We start from the raw sequence: 18,264 nt of genomic DNA, 5'->3' as shown, positions 1-18,264 counted from the left end.
TTGAACAACATCATGAAAAGAAATGCAGATATAGCCATTATCGGTATGTCGGGTATTTTCCCCGGAGCGGGCGATCTGAACGCCTTCTGGGAAAATATCCGTAGCGGTGTGGACGCCATCGAAACAGTGCCGGAAAGCCGGATGGGCAGCCTGTTTTTTCAGGAAAATGAACAGACATCGGCGGCTGTGGACCGGTTTTACTGCCGCCGCGGCGGATTTATAGACAATTACGCTGAATTCGATCCGATTCAGTTCGGCATCTTACCGCTTGCCGTCGAAGGCACGGAACCTGAGCAGTTGCTTACATTAAGCCTCGCCCATAAGGCATTGTTGGATGCCCGCGCATTCAGCAACGGCTGCCGCAGCAACGGCGCTAATTTTGCCAAAACAGGCATTATCATAGGTAAGGGCAACTACACAGGCCCGGGCGCTACGCGCGCGATCGAGATCGTGCGTACCGGGCAGCAGATCGTGGAAGTACTGCAAAGCATTTTGCCCGACCTCAAAAGCGAAGATTTAGAAAAGATCAAAAGCGAATTTCAGCAGAAAAAAGGACGTTTTTCGGCGGATACTGCCATGGGATTGATCCCCAACCTAACCGCCTCGCTGGTAGCCAACCGCCTCGACCTGGGTGGCACCGCCTACACACTGGACGCCGCCTGTGCGAGCTCGCTGCTCGCGATCGACCACGCCGTGCAGGAGCTGAACTCCGGTCGGGCCGATATGATGATCGCCGGCGGCGTGCATGCCTGCCAGAATGCGCCTTTCTGGAGCATTTTCCACCAGCTGGGCGCATTGTCCAAAAACCAGCAAATCAGGCCTTTCGACCAACGCGCCGACGGGCTATTGATCGGTGAGGGTTGTGGTTTTGTGGTATTAAAAAGACTTTCCGACGCGATTGCCAACGGCGACCGCATTTATGCTGTGGTCCAGGGCGTGGGCGTATCGAGCGATGGCGCAGGCGCGAGCGTCATGAGCCCCACCGTGCACGGGCAGGTGAAAGCCATCCGTCAGGCATGGGAGATGGCCGGCGTCAGCACCGACCAGATCGGCTACCTCGAAGCACACGGCACCGGCACGCCGCTCGGCGATAAAACGGAGCTGGAAACGCTGGCGACCGTGTTCGGGAATGCGGGTGCCAAGGTGGGTATCGGGTCTGTGAAATCAATGATCGGGCATGCGATGCCTGCGGCCGGTATTGCGGGTGTTATCAAGACTGTTCTTGCATTATACCATGGACAGCTGCCTCCTACCCTGCATTGCGAAGAGCCGGTCGAAGCATTGGCCTATACGCGTTTTGAACCTGTAAAACAACTTACCGACTGGCAGCAATCGGGTTTGCCGCGTTACGCGGGCGTGAATGCTTTCGGCTTTGGCGGGATTAATGCGCATATTGTCCTGGAAGGATGGGACAAAAGTCCTAAAAAAAGCACAAGTAATGTTGTAAATGGTAGCGCAAATGTCGCCGTTCGCGACGAAGTTTTACTTCTCGCGCGCCCCACACACGAAGCGTTGCTCACGGCATTGGAAGCGGGCGACAAAGAAACCGGCTCGGGCAATTACCGGGTAGCCATCTTCGAACCGACGTCCGAGCGCATTGCCAAGGCCATTAAAATAGTTGCAAAAAATAACGTCTGGCGCAACAAGCAGGACATTTGGTACACCAATGGACCTTTGCTCACCAACGGTGGCAAAACCGCATTCCTCTTCCCCGGCCTCGACGGCCTCGCGGGCGGTGAGATAGACAGCGTGGCGGATTATTTCAATCTGCCCAGATTTGAAGCGAACGAAACCAGCGAAGAGCAATCGGTTTTCAATACGGCCATGAAACTGCTTGAAAAAAGCAGGATACTCGATTCGGCGATTAAGAAACTGGGTGTAAAATCCGACATGAATGCAGGCCACAGCCTGGGCGAATGGCTTGCGGGCCGCTCTTCCGGGTTGGCATCGGAAGCATCGGTTTTACAATTGCTTACCCGGCTGAACCCCGAACTTTTTGAAGTAAAAAACACCAAATTCCTCGCGGTAGGTTGTGGGTATGACCAGCTGAAACCGTGGCTGGAAGACAAGCAGGATATCTATTTGTCCATCGACAACTGTCCGCAGCAGGTAATCCTATGCGGTACCATCGGGGCGGTCGAAGATTTCTCGGCCATCTTGCGTGCGCATCAAATCTTCCATCAACAGCTACCGTTCCAGTCCGGCTTCCACTCACCCTTTGTGAAGGATAAGCTGGACCGGATCCTGGACGGCCTCGAAACCATGGAGTTCCAACCGACCACTATTCCGCTCTGGTCGGCCACTACCCTGGATATTTACCCCGAGTCATACGACGAAATCCGCTCGCTGAGCGTGGAGCACCTGGTGAAACCCGTGCGCTTCCGTGAGCTGATCGACAAGCTGTATGCTGAGGACGTACGCATGTTCATACAGGTCGGTTCCGGCGGGCTGGTAGGGTTCGTGGACGATACGCTGAAAGGCAAGCCATACAGCGCCATCGCCTCGAATGTACCGATCAGGGGCGGCTTGCAACAATTGCAGCGTGTAATGGCGGCATTGTTTGTAGAGGGCAAAAATATCGACCTCGCATTCATGGGGATCGAGACGCAGCAAAATCCGCATCGCAAACCGATGAAGCTTCAACTCGGCTCACCTTTCGTGACTGAGCTGGATTCATTGAAGAAAATTACATTTAGCCAGCCGAAAAAAGAACTGGCACTGGACGATGTGGCGCACCCGGTAATGAAGGCATTATCGGCGAATATGGACGAAATTGCCCTGGTGCAGGCCGAACTCGCGGGGCTGTTCCGCAACCAGTCGGCCGCAGCGCCTGTTGCCCGAACTACCGTTCAACCGTCAGCACGACCAGTAGTTCAGCCCGACGCTTTTAAGCCGCTCATACAAGACATGCGGCCACCCTTCAAAAAGCAGCTCGACATTTCGCTCCAAAACAGTCCCTGGCTGATCGACCATTCGCTCCTCAAACAAAAGCCCAACTGGCACTGCGTGGAGGATATGGACCCGGTGATCCCAATGACGATGATCTTCGAGGTGTTCGGCGACATCGCCCGAGAGCAGGCGCCCGGACTGCGCGTGCAAAAGATCTTGGCCATTAAGGTATTTCAATGGATGAATGTGGTGGAACCCTTCCGCGAGACCGTCACCGGCGAGTGGAAAAGTCCCAACCGTGTTTACCTCGACCTGGACAAATATGCCAATGCCGAAGTACAACTTTCGGAAACGAAAGGCACGCCCGAAACAAATGGTTATGATATCGGCGAGTCGCTCGGCATTACCATTACGCCAGAGCAGATCTACCGGGAAAATATGTTCCACGGCCCTGCCTACCAGGGAATCCGGGAAGTAGTGAGTGTGGCTCAAAACGGCATTACCGGCCTTATTTCCGGTGATGCTGGCAAAGGCTCGCTGCTGGATAATGCAGGGCAACTCTTCGGCCTCTGGCTCCAACTCACACTGACGAAGGACCGCATTGCATTCCCGGTAAAAATCAACGAGGTGGAGTTTTATGGTGAGATGGAAGACCAGGCCGGCGTTTTCGAATGTACCTGCCGCCTTACCGAGCTCACCGACGAAACTGCCACCGCCGATTTCATCCTCAAACGCGACGGGAAAGTATGGTCGATCATCCGTGGCTGGCAGAACCGCCGTCTGGAAATCGACGAGAAGCTCTGGAATGTATCCATGGCACCGTTGCAGAACGTGCTGTCCGACGAAGTGGCGCCCGGGGTGTTCCTTTTCCGCAATGCCTACCAGCGCGTTGTTTCATGGGATTTTATTTTAAAAAGATATTTCAACCAACCCGAAAAACGGCACCAGCGTAGCCTGATACCCAACAAAAAGAAGGAATGGATGATCAGCCGGGTGGCCGCCAAAGATGCCACGCGTATGCTCCTGCTACGCTCGCGCAAGGAGGCGTACTTCCCGATCGAGTTTGAGATACGGTCGGATGAGGTCGGCAAACCGTTCCTCGACGGCCCGATGACGAGGGGCATCCACATTTCACTGGCACACAAGAACCTGGAAGCCGTGGCCATTGCCAGCGAAAAAGGTCCGGTAGGTATTGATATTGAGGAAATACAGCCAAGAAGCGCAGGTTTTACGGAAATCGTGTTCACCGCTGCCGAGCTGGCATTGCTCGACGGCCGCGACCAGGACGAATGGATGACGCGCTGCTGGGTAGCAAAGGAAGCATTCGGCAAAATGCTCGGTAAAGGCCTCATGGGCAATCCCCGGGCCTACCAGATTGAAGAGATCAACGGGGATGCATTGCGCATTCAGGATATATGGATCAATACTATCAAACATTTTAATTACATCATCGGATGGACCAACTGACACAAGACAAGCTGAGCAAAGAGGAGATTTTTGAAACCCTGAACCAATTCATCACCGAGGTGATCGGCGAGGAATTTGTGGAGGAGATGGATATTACGCCTGCCAGTTCATTTACCAAAGACCTTGAAATGGACAGCATCGAAATCGTAGCATTCTCGGAAAAAGTCAAAAATCATTTCGGATCGAATATCGATTTCACCGGCTGGCTGTCGAATATGGATTTGGATGAAATTATCCAGCTGAAACTCGAAGACATCATCACTTATATTCAGGAATGCCAGTAGTCAGCCTGCCGAATGTCCGCCTGCACGTGCAGGAACTGAACCCCGAGGGCGCGGAGACGATCATCATGGTGCACGGGATGTTCAGTAACCTCGCCGTGTATTATTTCAATATCGCTCCCATACTCGCGAAGCATTTCCGCGTGGTGCTGTTCGATATGAAGGGTCACGGCATGAGCGAAAAAGTACCAACCGGCTACGACCTCACTTCAATGACCGACGACCTCCGCGACCTGATGGACATCCTCGGCATCGAAAAGGCGCACCTGGCCGGTTATAGCTACGGCGGATTGGTAGCCTTGAAAATGGCAACCCGCTTTCCGGAGCGCGTAGGCAAACTGGCCATCATCGAAGGCCCCGACCCGAGCGAACAGGAAACGCTCACGATCATCGACACTTACAGCAAGGAGTTTTTGATCCATTACATCGAAAACTTTGCGGATACAACGCGCCTGCTTGCGGGTAAAAGACAATTGGAGAAGAACCACCGGATGTACGAGTTTCTGTTCAATGAAACTTCCATCCGGTCGGATATGGAGGGAGAAAAGGGCTTTTTCAGCGATCCTTTGGTAACAGCAATTCAGCACGAGACGCTATTGATTTATGGAGAAGATTCCAATTGCGTGCCTTCCGGCCGGACGTTGGCTAAGAGAATCCCGAACGCCTCGCTCGTACTGGCTCCCGGCGACCATAATGTGCCCGTACAGCAGCCGGAGGTAATAGGAAAGGAACTCGAGAAATTTCTCGAACCGTCCCCGTTGCCCGTCGCCCGAAATGCCCCGTCGCCATCGCCCGTCGGCTGAAGCCAACGGAAATAGATAAGAGAGAACGCAATCCACAACCCCGGACTTCAGTCCGGGGGAGGTACCATAAAGCAACAACGCTACGGCACCAAACCACCCGTCGGCTAAAGCCAACGGAAATAGATAAGAGATAACGCAATCCATAACCCCGGACTTCAGTCCGGGAACGGTACTAAAAAGCAACAACGCTACGGCACCAAACCACCCAAAAAGACCGATACGATACCGCAAGATGCCCAAATACACCTTTATCGTTCCGCCGCTAACCGGCCACATCAACCCGACGCTCAGCGTTGGCGCGGAGTTACTGGCGCTGGGCCACGAAGTGGCGTGGATCAGCCTCGACGAACAGTTACAGGAAAAACTGCCAACCGGCGGCCAGTTGCTCGTAATCCGCTACAACCAAGATGATTCCGAGAAGCAGGCCAACGCCGAATACCTCGATATTATCACCAAAAAGAACGTCTACGGCATCGAGAGCATTAAGTTTCTCTACGAAGAGGTGCTCGTGCCGCTCAACCGCTACATGTTCGACGGCATTATGCAGTTGCTCCAAAGCTGGCAGCCCGATGTTGTGATCAACGACCACCAGGTATTTGCCGGCGGTATGGCCGCGCATTTGCTCGATATTCCTTACGCGACGTCGGTAACCGCTCCGGCCGCCGTAAAAATGATGGAAGATTTGCCCAAAATTCATGAATGGGAGGTAAAGCAGATCATGGGATTGCAACAGGAACTTGGTATCGAAGGTGACAAATCACTCGCGACCTCCGAATTGCTGACGCTGGTATTTACTTCGAGGGAATTTTTTGGAGAAATGGAGTTGCCGGAATATTACCGTTTCCCCGGCCCGGTGATCAGCAACCGTATTGCCGACATTCCATTCGACTGGGAAAAATTAAAGGCTCAAACCGTTCCCAAAATCCTCATCTCCATAGGCACCACATTCGATCACCAGTTCAAGAAGGACTTCTTTGCCAAAGTGATTGAGGCATTCGGCGGCGAGGAGCTATTGGTAGTGGTGGTTTCCGACGAAACGCTGTTCGAATCGTGGCCTGCCAATTTTCTGGTAAAACATCGCATACCCCAACTCGAACTGCTCCCTCACCTCGACGGCGTAGTGTGCCACGCAGGCCATAATACCGTCTCCGAAGCATTATCCAACGGAATACCGCTGGTGGTGATCCCGATCGCGTACGACCAGTCACACGTAGCCGGTCGCGTGGTCGCGAACAGGTGCGGGGTGAGGCTCAATTTCAACCGTTTTAAAGCCCCGCACCTCAAAACCGCGGTCAATGATATTTTAAATGATCCGGGCTACCGACTCGCAGCGCACCGTGTCCAGGCCTCTTTCGAGCAGGCGGGCGGCACCCGCACCGCGGCGCAGTGGCTCGATCAGATACCCGTTAAAGTCTTGCATAATGGCTAGATTCCTCTTTGTAGTACCCCCTTTTTTCGGACATATCAGTCCTACACTCAGCGTTGGAGCAAGCCTCCTCGCCAATGGGCATGACGTAGCATGGACGGGCCTCATCTCCCTGGCCGACAAGCACATTCCCGAAGGCGGCCACTACATCCTTCCCGAAGCAGAACTCGCACCGCACCAGGAAGAGATCGCACGCATCCTGAAACGCCAGGACGACGGTCCGTCCCTCTCCGGCCCCGAAGTGATGAAACTTGCGTTGGAAGAAACCTATATTCCCTTTGCGCGCATTATGTTCCCGGGCGTATCGCGCGTGGCCGACGATTTCCAGCCGGATGTGATCGTGAATGACTGCATTACCTTCGCCGGAGCATTGGTGGCGCATCTCAAAGGCATCCCATGCGTGACCACCACACCCGTGCCGCCGGATGTGATGGGCGATACCGCCATCTCCGCCCCGAAAATCTTCGAATGGCAACAGAACCTTATCAAAGGCCTGCAGCGCGAGCTCGACATTTATACCGACGAGTTTGTGATCCATTCCCATGAGATGAACATTGTGTTCACTTCCAAGGAGTTTGCCGGCTTCCCGGAGCCCGATCCGCATATGAAATTTGTGGGGCCGGTGAAAGGCAGGCCCAACGATACCCCGTTCGACTGGGAAAGGCTCGAAAAAGCTACTACGCCCAAAGTATTTGTATCGCTGGGCACATTGCTGGTCGATATCCGCAAGGAATTTTTCATGAAACTGATCGAAGCATTCGGCAACGAACCGATCACGATCGTGGCGGCCACCGATCCGTCGGTGATCGACGAATGGCCGGAGAACTTTATTGTACAAGGATTTGTGCCTCAGGCCGATATTATCCCAAAAATGGATGCGGTGATCTGCCACGGCGGGTTCAATACCGTGAACGACACGTTCATGAACGGCCTTCCGATGCTCATTACCCCTATTGCTTATGACCATTTTCACACCGCCGCTTTGATCGAAAATGCAGGCTGTGGGATCAAAGTCAGGTACAAGAGGCTGCGTGTGCCCGATGTAAAAAATGCGATGAAGGAACTGCTTGAAAATCCGCAATACCGCAACGCCGCGGAGCATATCCGCGACACGTTCAATGCCGCGGGCGGCAATGCCAGAGCCGTTTCATTACTCGAAGATTTCGCAATCGCCAACCGTGTAACCGAAACCGCGTAACCGATGAAACGAAACCTGCTTTTCCTCGAAAGGGTGCTTTTGGGCGATGGTACCGAGCCGTTTCACGGCGTTTACGCATTGAAAATCAATGGTGTGATCGACCATGCAGAGCTCGTCGGCGCCCTCGCCCGCTTACAGGAGAAGTATGTCATGCTGCGCACTGCTATTGGCATAGACACATTGGGGAGACCTTATTTCCACACCCCGCCAACGCCCCCTGCGATCCCCCTCAGAATCGTGGAACGAACAGGCGACGAAGACTGGAACCGGGAGACTGTGCATGAGCTCGGTACCTCGTTTGATATAACTAAAGGCCCGCTGTTCCGCATTACCTGGATCCGTTCAGCCGAAGTATCGGATCTCATTATGGCTTTTCACCATTGCATGTGCGACGGCGGCTCGGGTGTAGCATTGTTGTCCGACCTGCTGGCATTGCTCGATGATCCGCAGGCAGAGATCGGCAAAGCGCCGGCATTCCAAAGCATTCGCGACCTGGTACCGGCCGAAATACTCGACAATGGCCGTAACCGCTTCAAGGCGAAGTTCTCGGCCGCGCTGGTAAACCTGGGACTTTCATTAGGCTCATTGTTTATATCAACCAAAAAGAAACCCGCACCACGTTCTGCCGACTACCTGGTCAACTGGAAGCTCGGCGTAGAGCAATCGAAAGCGCTGTTTAGCCATTGCAAACAAGAAGGTGTGACGGTCAATACTGCTATCGGGCTTGCATTGATGGAGGCATTCAAAGCGGTAAATGGTGCAGGGGCACATGGTAAAGCAACTTGCCCGGTGGATATCCGCCGTTATATGCCGGAGGTAAAGCGCAATATGCTGTTTTCCTACGGACTGGCTTTGAATATCAGTCTTCAACAATCCATTGGAGCCGGTTTCTGGGAGAAAGCCAAATTGCTTCAAGCCCACGTTTCCAAACAGATGGCAAAGCTGAACCCCTACGAATTTACGATGATCATGGAGGCATCGCACGGTTCTGTTCATAAGTTACGCCGGTTTCTGACCTATGCCAAAGTGGGCAACGACTTTATGTTTTCCAACATGGGTAAGCTTGACATTCCGGTACAATACCGGAATGTCACGGTTGAAACCATTTACAGCCCCACGGTCATCGGCCCGTTTGCGAATCCCAACACCATCATAACCACCACTTTCAATGGCCAAATGGATTTCTCATTTGTTTCAAATCAGGAATTCCTGCCGCGGGATACTGCCATGCAAATCCGGGAAAAAGCCATGGAAATCCTTTTTGAAACCGTGGCCATACCCCATTCCATGCGCTTATGAAAAGGAGGTTGGGCTTTCTGGAAGCTTCCATGTACGCAGGCGCGGATACGCCCGTGAATGTGGTATTTCCGGTAAAGATAGCCGGAGCGATGGAAGAAGCTGCGTTGATCGGCGCATTGCAGAGAATCCAGCGAAAACACCCTTTCCTGAACGTTACCGTGGAAACCGACGCCAAAGGTATTCCCTGGTATGTAACACCCGGCTCAATATTACCCATTCCGCTGCGGATCGTTGACAGGCTTTCGGAAGAGACCTGGATTGACGAAGCAGAAACGGAATGGAGCGCCCCCTTTAACCAAACCAATTTACCTCTGGCCAGAATTACCTGGGTGCGTTCCGGACAGGTTTCGGAGTTGCTGGCGGTCTGCCACCATTGTATAGGCGACGCCACCTCAGCCATGACCATCATGCGGGAACTGCTCGAATGCCTCGCTGACCCGGCAACCGATCTGCTCCCCTATCCGGCTATTTCACCCGATGCTTTGGTACCCGTGGCTGTCAGACAGAATATCCTCAACAGGCTCGCAGGCAAGGCCATCGCGGGCATTACGCGGGTCTTCCTTCTGGCCGTGACAGGCATGAAAGAAGTGGTAAAAGATCGTTTCTATACCATCCGCTGGAAGCTCAGTGAGGAGGAAACGGCTACTTTGCTTTCCGTTTGTAAAGAGAAAGGCATTCACCTCAACGCCTCGCTGATCCTCGTGTTCATGCGCGCCTTCGAGCGTGCGGGCAATGTGCGCACGAGCGGGAGAATGTTCGCGTCCGTGGATATGCGCCGGTTTTTACCTCAGATTAAAAAAGACCACCTCTTTCCGTTCCCGTCGATGGTAGGCCTCGAAACGCCCAGGGACAAGAACGGATTTCGCGAGCAGGCCAATGCGTTGAAAGCCCGCCTGCATAAACAGCTCGAAAAGACCGATGCCGCACGGTTACTGCTGTTCAGCGAATACCTGGTACCGCTTTATCCGCGCAGCATCAAATATGCGAAAGCCGGAAAGGGCGGTCACGATTTCGCATTCGCTAACATCGGCCGCATTCCGCTGAATGAAACTTATGGGCCGCTCAGGGTCGTCGAAGTGCATTGCCCGCTTTCAAGATTCCCAATGGGAAACCCTTCGAAAGTGTCGGTATCGACGTTCCGCGGGCGTATGGATTTCGCATTTCACTCCGAAGAAAAATATATTGCACGCCAGGATGCCGAATTTATTATCGGCACGGCGATGAAACTGCTCAGAGAGCATTTACTCGAAACTAAACCCCTTACCATCCCGGATTTGAAATGAACAGACAAATGATTGTCGGAGAGCGTATTATGTACGCTGATGGGCTCGCACCCGTGAATTGCGTTTTTACGGCTACTATTGAAGGACATTTTTCCGAACAGCAGGTAGCCAGTGCGCTTGCAAAAATTCAAAATCGGCACCCCCTACTCCGCTCAAATGTCAAAAAAAATAAGACAAATGTCCCGACATTTATCGCCAATCCGGATATTCCTCCGATCCCAATTCACATTATTGAACGGACATCCGACATTCAATGGGAAGAAATAAGTCTTTTGGAATGGGAAAGACAGTTTGATCTGACGAAAGGACCGGCTGCAAGACTCATATGGCTACGATCGGAACAGGTATCGGATATGCTTCTCGTATGCCCGCATTGCGTCTGCGACGGTTCGGGGTTCGTAACCCTCATGCGCGAGCTCCTGCTCTTGCTCGACGGCGCTGAAATGGATCTGGAATCCTACGACGGCTTCCAGTCCGTCAATTCCCTCGTTCCGGCTTCGATCCGCGATAGCCGGATGATCCATTGGAAAGGAAAACTTTTTTCGGCAATGGCAAAAGGCCTTTTTACCATCCTGAATCCCAAACCGGCGCCGCGCACGGGCGACTACTACTTCCTTACCCACACACTCGATAAAGAAACAACCAGCGCATTGGTCAAAAAATGTAAGGCTGAAAAAACGACCGTCCAGGCGGCATTGTGTACTGCCTCATTGATCGCGCACCGGTCGGTAAAGGGAAAAGCTTCACGGAACAAAGTCATCAGCCCCGTGGACATACGGCGGTACCTACCCGCCATCGGCCGAGACCATCTGTTCGCATTCGCCCCGATTGTGGAGCTTTCGCTGACTCAAAAAGATCCACAAAATGACTTCTGGACGGAAACACGGAAAATGAAACAAGCGCTGGTTGAGAAAGCCGAAGGCGTGAATGCAGCCGAAATGATGTTCATCACCGAGTATTTCCACAGCTCCACGGAGGCATTACTCAGGCATATGCGCTCTACCAAGGGCAGCCACGACATTACGATCTCCAACATGGGCGTGCTGGATATCCCAGTGAGTTACAATAATTTCCGCGTCCGCGCTATCCACAGCCCATCCGTGGGGTTCCCCTGGCGCAACCCCAACACCCTGGTCGTGAGCACCTTCGCCGGCAGAATGGATTTCTCCTTCTGCTCGCACGAGAGCTTCCTTCCGATGATCGATGCAGAGAAGATTTGCCGGGAGGCGATGTGGATGTTGCTGGAAGGCACGCAAGTCACCGCCTAGCTAGCCCTATTCCCCTTCAGCAACATTCCCATCGCATCATCCAGCGACCCGGCACGGTTTACTTCACCGGAGTTGACGAAGAAGATTTCGTCGGCATTTTCGATGGTGTTAAGGCGGTGGGCGATGATCACTTGAGTGGTCGATTCGGGGAGCTGTTTCAGGATGTCGCCGAGGAGTTTTTCGGTGACGATGTCGATGTTGGCGGTGGCTTCGTCGAGGATCAGGAGCTCGGGGCTGCGTAGCACGGCGCGCATGAATGCGATGAGTTGCTTCTGCCCCAGGCTCGTACTGTCGCCGGTTGCCGAAACCTTTGTTTCCAACCCGTCTTCAAACAATGTGAGTATTTCTCCCAGGTTAGCACTACGGATTACCTGTTCCAGTTTATCATTGGAATAATCTTTCAACTGGTCGTTGCCATAAAGGATATTCTCACGAATGGTGCCGGAAAACAGGAATGGTTCCTGCAAAATGAAACCAATCTTCCGGCTTCTTTCTTCGGGCGTATATGTGCGGATGTCGCGGCCATCAAGCAACACGGTTCCCTGGCGCGGGTCGTACAGGCGCGCGATGAGCGAGGCTGTGGTGGTTTTTCCACCGCCGGTAGGGCCGATCAACGCGTAGGTTTTGCCGCGTTCCAGTTTAAAATTGACCTGATGCAAAATCTCACGGCTGTCATACCCGAAACGGACATCGCGGAATTCCAGCAATGCACCGCCGGCTTCGCAGGTCGTTTCGGGTACAGGTACCAGATCGGTTTCCAATGCCAATATCTGCGAAATACGGTTCCAGCCTGCCATCGCCACCTGAAAACTCGTCCATAACGCCGCCAACTGCCGTAGCGGGTTATAGAAATTGACCGCATAAGCCAGGTAACTCACCAATAACCCCACACTGAACTCACCCATGCTGATCAGGTGAATGCCGTAGGTAAGCACTACCAACTGGGCGATGTTGGAGAAGAATGAATAGGTGGGTAGAAAAATATTGTTGGCCAGGCCGGCACGAATGGCGGTACGATAGTTTTCAAGGTTCGCCAACTGGAAACGCTGCCTGAAATAGTCGCGGCGGTTGAATGCGATCACCACTTTGAAATTGTTCAGGCTTTCCTGGATCTCGGCGCTCAGCGCACCGGTACTTTTGAGGTTTTTGGCATTGGTAGCCTTCACCCAGGGCGAAAGCACGACCGTAAAAATCAGGATCAGCACGGCAGGTGCCAATGCCGCAGCGCCAAGTTTTATATTAATCACCAATAGAAAAATACCGGCACCCAGCATTGTAAAAATACTTCCCACAAACTGCATGAGCGATTGCGAGAAGAACTGGTTCAGCTTGTCGGTATCGTTATTGACACGGGAAATCAAATCACCGGCTTTGTTCTGGTTGAAAAACGCGACGGGAAGCTGTTGCAATTTGTTGAAAATGGCATTTCTGAGCGTAAACAACAACCGCTGCCCTACTCCGCCCATCAGCTTGGTCTGGGTATAAGCGGTAGCCAGGCCGAGCAAATACATCGCCAGTAATATCCCCCCAAAAACCAGCAGTCCATCAAACTGCTTCGTCACCACATACTTGTCAATGGCGTGACCGATAAGATATGGGCCAAACAGGTTTACTGCCGTATTCAATGTAATGGCCCCCAGCGCCAGAGCCAGGTTACCCCGCTCATGCGCGATCAATTTCAGCAACTTCCTGAGCGCCTTCAACGTGGAGGTCTTCTGCTGCTCTTCCGAAATTTTGTTAAGATCGTAGTTCATAGTTGCTCGTGCTTTGTTGCGAATTGAAAATCTGCACGTATTCCGGACTTGTGAGCATCAGCTCGTCGTGCGTGCCGCAGCCGATCAGCTCACCCTCCATCAGCACCACAATCTGGTCGTAATGCTCGATGGCTGCGATTTTCTGCGTCACGGAAATCAAAGTAATACCGGGATAGTTCCGTTCCACATTCGCCAGGATCTTCTTTTCAGTGGTATTGTCGACCCGCGCCGTAAAATCGTCGAGCAGGAGTACTTTCGGGTTCATCGCCAATGCACGGGCCAGCATGATGCGCTGCTTCTGCCCGCCGGAAAGGCTCGCCCCGCGTTCGGAGACGATGGTATCCAGGCCGTCGGGCAAGGTTTCGATAAAGGCAGTCAGCTCGGCGGTATCGATCGCTTTCTGCAGAGATTCGTTCGTGACGGTCGCGCTGAATGCGATGTTTTCACGGATACTCATATTAAAAATGATGCTATCCTGAAAAACGAAACCCACCTGGCGGTGAAACGACTCACTGTCGTAGTAGTCGATCGGATGGCCGTCGAAGGTAATACGGCCCTCCTGCGGCTTGATGAGGCCCGTCAGTAAATAAAGCAGCTGCGTTTTCCCCGCGGCTGTCGGGCCGATTACAGCAATGCGCGAACCTGCATTCACCGAGAAAGTAACGTCCTTCAACGCCGGCTTTTCGCCGTACCGGACCGTCACCTGCTCCAAGCTGACATTCCCGCGCAGCGCCTCGGTAGAAGCACCGCCCGGCACGGGGTCCGCAATATTCAAAACGCCCGAAATCCGCTGGTAGGAAGCGGTGGCCTGGGCAATCACATTGCTCATAAAGCCAATAACCAGGATCGGAAAAATAAGGATACCCAAATAGCTGTTGAATGCCGCGAAACTTCCCAAAGTCATATCGCCTTCGATCACAAAATGCCCTCCGAGGACGAGGATCGTCAGCATGGAAACGTTGGCCGTAAACGTCACCACGGGAATAAGTCCGGCAAACAGGCTCAGAATTGCAAGCCCGAAACCTTTGGCTTTAGTATTCGCTTCCAGGAATTTGGCATATTCCAGCTGCTGGGAATTTACGACCCGAATCAGCGCGGAACCGAGGATACTCTCGTTGATGATCTTGTTCAGCCAGTCGATCACCTCGCGGCTTTGTACAAACAAGGTGCGGACTTTCTTCAGGGTAATGGCAAACATCCCGCCGATAATCGGGATGATAGCAAGTACCGTTAATGCCAGTTTCCAGTTAATGCTCAGCAACAAAACGCTCGCGCCTATAATGAGGAACAACGACGAAACGATCGCCACAATAGCCTGTGACACAAACATTTTGATTGAATCAATGTCGGCAGTAAGATTGGTCAGCAGCTTCGCGGCAGTAGTTTCTTCAATAAATGCGTGGCTTTGTTTGGAGATTTTGTCCGCCAGTTTCGTCCGCAGGTCGCGGGCCACTTTTTCGGAAGCGTAAGTCTGGACAATGCTTTGCAGGTATGCAAAAACAAAAATGAAGATCACCGCGCCGGTGAACTCGGTCAGAATAGCATCGAGGTCGAACTGCTGACGGGTGTAGTCGTCGATCCCGTCAGCCACAAGCTTGGGAAGCCACAGGTTAACCCCATTGCTCAGCAATGCAAACAGGAGGAGCAGGACGATCAACCCCTTGTATGGAGCCAGTAAGCTGACTATGCCGGGCTGCTTGGGCTTTCCCGGATTGGCTTTTTCAGACATATGGGTTTAGCATTAGATACAGCGACAAATATAGCAAGGTATATTTTCGAATCACTCCCGGTCCGGGTGGTTAAATTTTGGTTAAATTTCCGCCCTTCTAAATCCAAACCGCACCTGAATGAAACTTCTGAATCTTTTCTTACTGACGTTATCGGTTACCGCTTCAGCGATGGCTCAAAAAGCCAAATCGTGGCAAAATGCCCTGCCCAACATCATTTACATCTACGCCGACGACCTCGGTTACGGCGAACTCGGCTGCTACGGCCAGCAAAAGATCAAAACGCCTAACCTCGACCGCCTCGCCAAAGAGGGCATTCGTTTCACACAGCATTACACAGGTACGCCCGTGTGCGCGCCTGCGCGTGCCATGCTCATGACGGGCAAGCACGCCGGGCATTCGGCCATTCGCGGAAATTTCGAGCTCGGTACCTTCCGCGACGATGAAGAACGCGGGCAAATGCCGTTACCGGCTTCTGAACTCACCGTGGCTGAACTACTGAAACAAAAAGGCTACGCCACCGCCCTCACCGGCAAATGGGGCATGGGGATGAACAACACCGAGGGCACGCCCAGCAAGCAAGGCTTCGATTACTACTACGGCTACCTCGACCAAAAACAGGCGCATAACCTCTATCCGTCGCATTTGTGGGAAAACGACCGCTGGGACACGCTGGCCCAGCCCTGGCAGGACGTCCACCGCAAGCTCGACCCGGCCACAGCCACCGACGCCGATTTCGATTCTTTCAAAGGCAAGGAATACGCGCCGATAAAAATGACCGAAAAGGCCCTGGCATTTATCGAACGGAGCAAAGGCGCACCTTTTTTCCTGTACATGCCGTACACGATCCCGCATGTGTCGCTGCAAGCACCTGAAGAATACGTTAAGAAGTACATCGGGCAGTTCGACGAGAAGCCCTACTATGGTGAAAAAGGGTATGCATCCACCAAATACCCGCTATCGACCTATGCAGCAATGATAACCTTTCTGGATGATCAGGTTGGGATTATTTTGGATAAACTAAAAGCCCTGGGGCTGGACGGGAACACTATCGTGATGTTCAGCAGCGATAATGGCGCCACTTTCAATGGCGGTGTAAACCCGCAATTTTTCAACAGCGTGGCCGGGTTGCGCGGCCTGAAAATGGACGTCTACGAAGGCGGTATCCGCGAGCCGTTTATCGCCCGCTGGCCCGGGAAGATCAAGCCTGGCCGGGTAACCGATCATATTTCTGCCCAGTTCGATCTTTTAGCCACATTAGCAGAACTGACAGGCCAACCTGCTCCTCCCACTGACGGCATTTCCTTTTTACCCGAACTGTTAGGGCAAACCAACCGGCAGCAAAAGCATCCTTATCTCTATTTTGAATACCCCGAAAAAGGCGGCCAGATCGCCATCCGCATGGGTGACTGGAAGGCCGTCAAAACCGACCTGCGCAAAAACCCGGGCAACCCCTGGCAGCTTTTCAACCTCCGGAACGACCGCAGCGAAACGACCGATCTCGCCGCCAAACACCCGGATATGCTGAAAAAATTCGATGAAATTGTTAAAAAGGAACATCAGGAACCTGCTAATCCGGCATGGCAGTTTGTGTTGCCGGTGATTGCGGCAAGTGCTAAATAATATGGCTTACACGGAGTACCATCCCCATCCGGCGCTCGCGCCGTACATCGATGCCTACTGGAAGATGACGGGCGATAATATGCCTTTGGCAGCCCAAACAATCCTGCCTGATGGCTGCGTCGATATCATCATGAATCTCGGTGATGACGAGTTGCCCGATGCGGATGGTTTCTTCATGAAAAATGAAAGAAGTTACCTGGTGGGAACGATGTCGCACGCCATTGAAACTACCGTTACGCCTGGGTCACTACTCATCGGCGTACGTTTCAGGCCGGCTGGATTTGCCGCATTTTATCGATATGATTCCCTGCACGAATTCACTGATCGGGCGGCTGAATTCGATCCAGCGCTCGCCCCGGACCTCCGTACGGCGGAAATGGCGCCCAAATCCTATCTCGATCAGTTCTTCCTCCGGAGGTTACAGGACGGGAACCGCCTGCTCACGTCGGTTATCACGGAAATTGAATCAAAAAATGGCTTGATTGACGTCACAACGCTGGCACAAAATAGTTGTATGACAATGCGGCAATTGCAGCGGACATTCAAACAGCATATCGGCCTCAGTCCCAAAGAATTCCTCAACATCATGCGTTTCCGGTACGCGGTGCAGCTCATCAAAAAAGGTGAAAAGCAGTCCCTGCTCGACATTGCACTCGAAGCCGGTTATTACGATCACGCACATCTCAGCAATGAAATCCGCAGATATGCAGGCATAGCTCCTTCCCTGATTTGATTTTGTCGCATTTTTCCAAACAACCTTCCCACGACGGCTGTTAGTTTTGTTGCATCATTCAACAAACATCCTATGGAACAACGACTCAGCGTCCTCACGCTCGCTGCCGACGATCTCCCGGCGCTCCGCGATTTCTACACCCATATTCTGGACTGGAAGATTGAAGCGGCTAATCAGGAGATCGTTTTTTTCAAATTGAACGGTATGCTACTGGGCTTATTTGGTCGGAAAGACCTCGCGAAATTCAATAATCAGGATCCGGAAGGAAGCGGTTTCCGCCCGTTTAACATGGCTTTGATGGTTAATTCCCGTGCGGAGGTAGAGGGTATTTGTGGTGAATTATCCGGGAAAGATGTGGAGATTGTCCAGCCCATAACCGAGCCGGCGTTTGGCGGCTGCTATTTCCTGTTTGCCGATCCGGAAGGGAATATTTGGGAAATTTCATACAACCCTCTCATCCCCATTGACCAATCGGGCAACGTGCTCGAACATCAATCGATCGACCATCTCTAA

General features: G+C 52.7%; 13 protein-coding genes. 11 read left to right on the top strand and 2 right to left on the bottom strand.

The window, feature by feature from the left end; all coding sequences use genetic code 11:
* The first annotated feature begins 12 nt into the window (after positions 1-12).
* The 8 genes from ACQ4MZ_RS05280 to ACQ4MZ_RS05245 all read left to right on the top strand — a co-directional run bounded on the left by ACQ4MZ_RS05280 (position 13) and on the right by ACQ4MZ_RS05245 (position 11,914).
* Complete coding sequence (locus tag ACQ4MZ_RS05280; RefSeq protein ID WP_430843536.1) at positions 13-4,356, top strand: beta-ketoacyl synthase N-terminal-like domain-containing protein; 4,344 nt, start codon at positions 13-15, stop codon at positions 4,354-4,356.
* Positions 4,344-4,640: a phosphopantetheine-binding protein gene (locus ACQ4MZ_RS05275; RefSeq protein WP_430843535.1), complete on the top strand. Its 297-nt coding sequence runs from the start codon at positions 4,344-4,346 to the stop codon at positions 4,638-4,640. Before ACQ4MZ_RS05280 ends, ACQ4MZ_RS05275 begins: the two co-directional genes overlap by 13 nt.
* Positions 4,631-5,440 (top strand): alpha/beta fold hydrolase, encoded by an 810-nt coding sequence (locus ACQ4MZ_RS05270; protein WP_430843534.1) that lies wholly within the window; start codon positions 4,631-4,633, stop codon positions 5,438-5,440. Before ACQ4MZ_RS05275 ends, ACQ4MZ_RS05270 begins: the two co-directional genes overlap by 10 nt.
* Positions 5,441-5,672: 232 nt before the next feature.
* Positions 5,673-6,869 carry a glycosyltransferase gene (locus ACQ4MZ_RS05265; protein ID WP_430843533.1) on the top strand — a complete coding sequence of 399 codons (1,197 nt, stop codon included), beginning with the start codon at positions 5,673-5,675 and terminating at the stop codon, positions 6,867-6,869.
* A complete protein-coding gene (locus tag ACQ4MZ_RS05260; protein ID WP_430843532.1) occupies positions 6,862-8,064 on the top strand; it encodes a glycosyltransferase in 1,203 nt (400 codons plus the stop codon). Before ACQ4MZ_RS05265 ends, ACQ4MZ_RS05260 begins: the two co-directional genes overlap by 8 nt.
* 3 nt (positions 8,065-8,067) lie before the next feature.
* Positions 8,068-9,363: a condensation domain-containing protein gene (locus ACQ4MZ_RS05255; RefSeq protein ID WP_430843531.1), complete on the top strand. Its 1,296-nt coding sequence runs from the start codon at positions 8,068-8,070 to the stop codon at positions 9,361-9,363.
* Entirely contained in the window at positions 9,360-10,646 is a 1,287-nt protein-coding gene (locus ACQ4MZ_RS05250) for a condensation domain-containing protein (RefSeq protein WP_430843530.1), read from the top strand. The genes ACQ4MZ_RS05255 and ACQ4MZ_RS05250 overlap by 4 nt, the downstream gene beginning before the upstream one ends.
* A complete protein-coding gene (locus ACQ4MZ_RS05245; RefSeq protein ID WP_430843529.1) occupies positions 10,643-11,914 on the top strand; it encodes a condensation domain-containing protein in 1,272 nt (423 codons plus the stop codon). The genes ACQ4MZ_RS05250 and ACQ4MZ_RS05245 overlap by 4 nt, the downstream gene beginning before the upstream one ends.
* On the opposite strand, the gene ACQ4MZ_RS05240 is transcribed toward ACQ4MZ_RS05245, so the two are convergent.
* On the bottom strand, positions 11,911-13,668 hold the full coding sequence (locus tag ACQ4MZ_RS05240; RefSeq protein WP_430843528.1) for an ABC transporter ATP-binding protein: 1,758 nt from the start codon (positions 13,666-13,668) through the stop codon (positions 11,911-11,913). The two genes, ACQ4MZ_RS05245 and ACQ4MZ_RS05240, sit on opposite strands and share 4 nt — an antisense overlap.
* On the bottom strand, positions 13,652-15,397 hold the full coding sequence (locus tag ACQ4MZ_RS05235; RefSeq protein WP_430843527.1) for an ABC transporter ATP-binding protein: 1,746 nt from the start codon (positions 15,395-15,397) through the stop codon (positions 13,652-13,654). Before ACQ4MZ_RS05235 ends, ACQ4MZ_RS05240 begins: the two co-directional genes overlap by 17 nt.
* A gap of 118 nt (positions 15,398-15,515) precedes the next feature.
* Between ACQ4MZ_RS05235 and ACQ4MZ_RS05230 the strand changes: the two genes are divergently transcribed.
* The 3 genes from ACQ4MZ_RS05230 (at position 15,516) to ACQ4MZ_RS05220 (ending at position 18,264) form a co-directional block, all read left to right on the top strand.
* The gene (locus ACQ4MZ_RS05230) at positions 15,516-17,018 is read left to right on the top strand and encodes an arylsulfatase (RefSeq protein WP_430843526.1); all 1,503 of its coding nucleotides are present in this window, start codon (positions 15,516-15,518) and stop codon (positions 17,016-17,018) included.
* A gap of 1 nt (position 17,019) precedes the next feature.
* A complete protein-coding gene (locus tag ACQ4MZ_RS05225) occupies positions 17,020-17,751 on the top strand; it encodes a DUF6597 domain-containing transcriptional factor (RefSeq protein ID WP_430843525.1) in 732 nt (243 codons plus the stop codon).
* Between the two features lie 72 nt (positions 17,752-17,823).
* On the top strand, positions 17,824-18,264 hold the full coding sequence (locus tag ACQ4MZ_RS05220) for a VOC family protein (protein WP_430843524.1): 441 nt from the start codon (positions 17,824-17,826) through the stop codon (positions 18,262-18,264).

The organism is Dyadobacter sp. BHUBP1 (assembly GCF_050587785.1).
Lineage (GTDB): Bacteria > Bacteroidota > Bacteroidia > Cytophagales > Spirosomataceae > Dyadobacter.
This window is presented reverse-complemented; position numbering and strand designations above follow the sequence as displayed.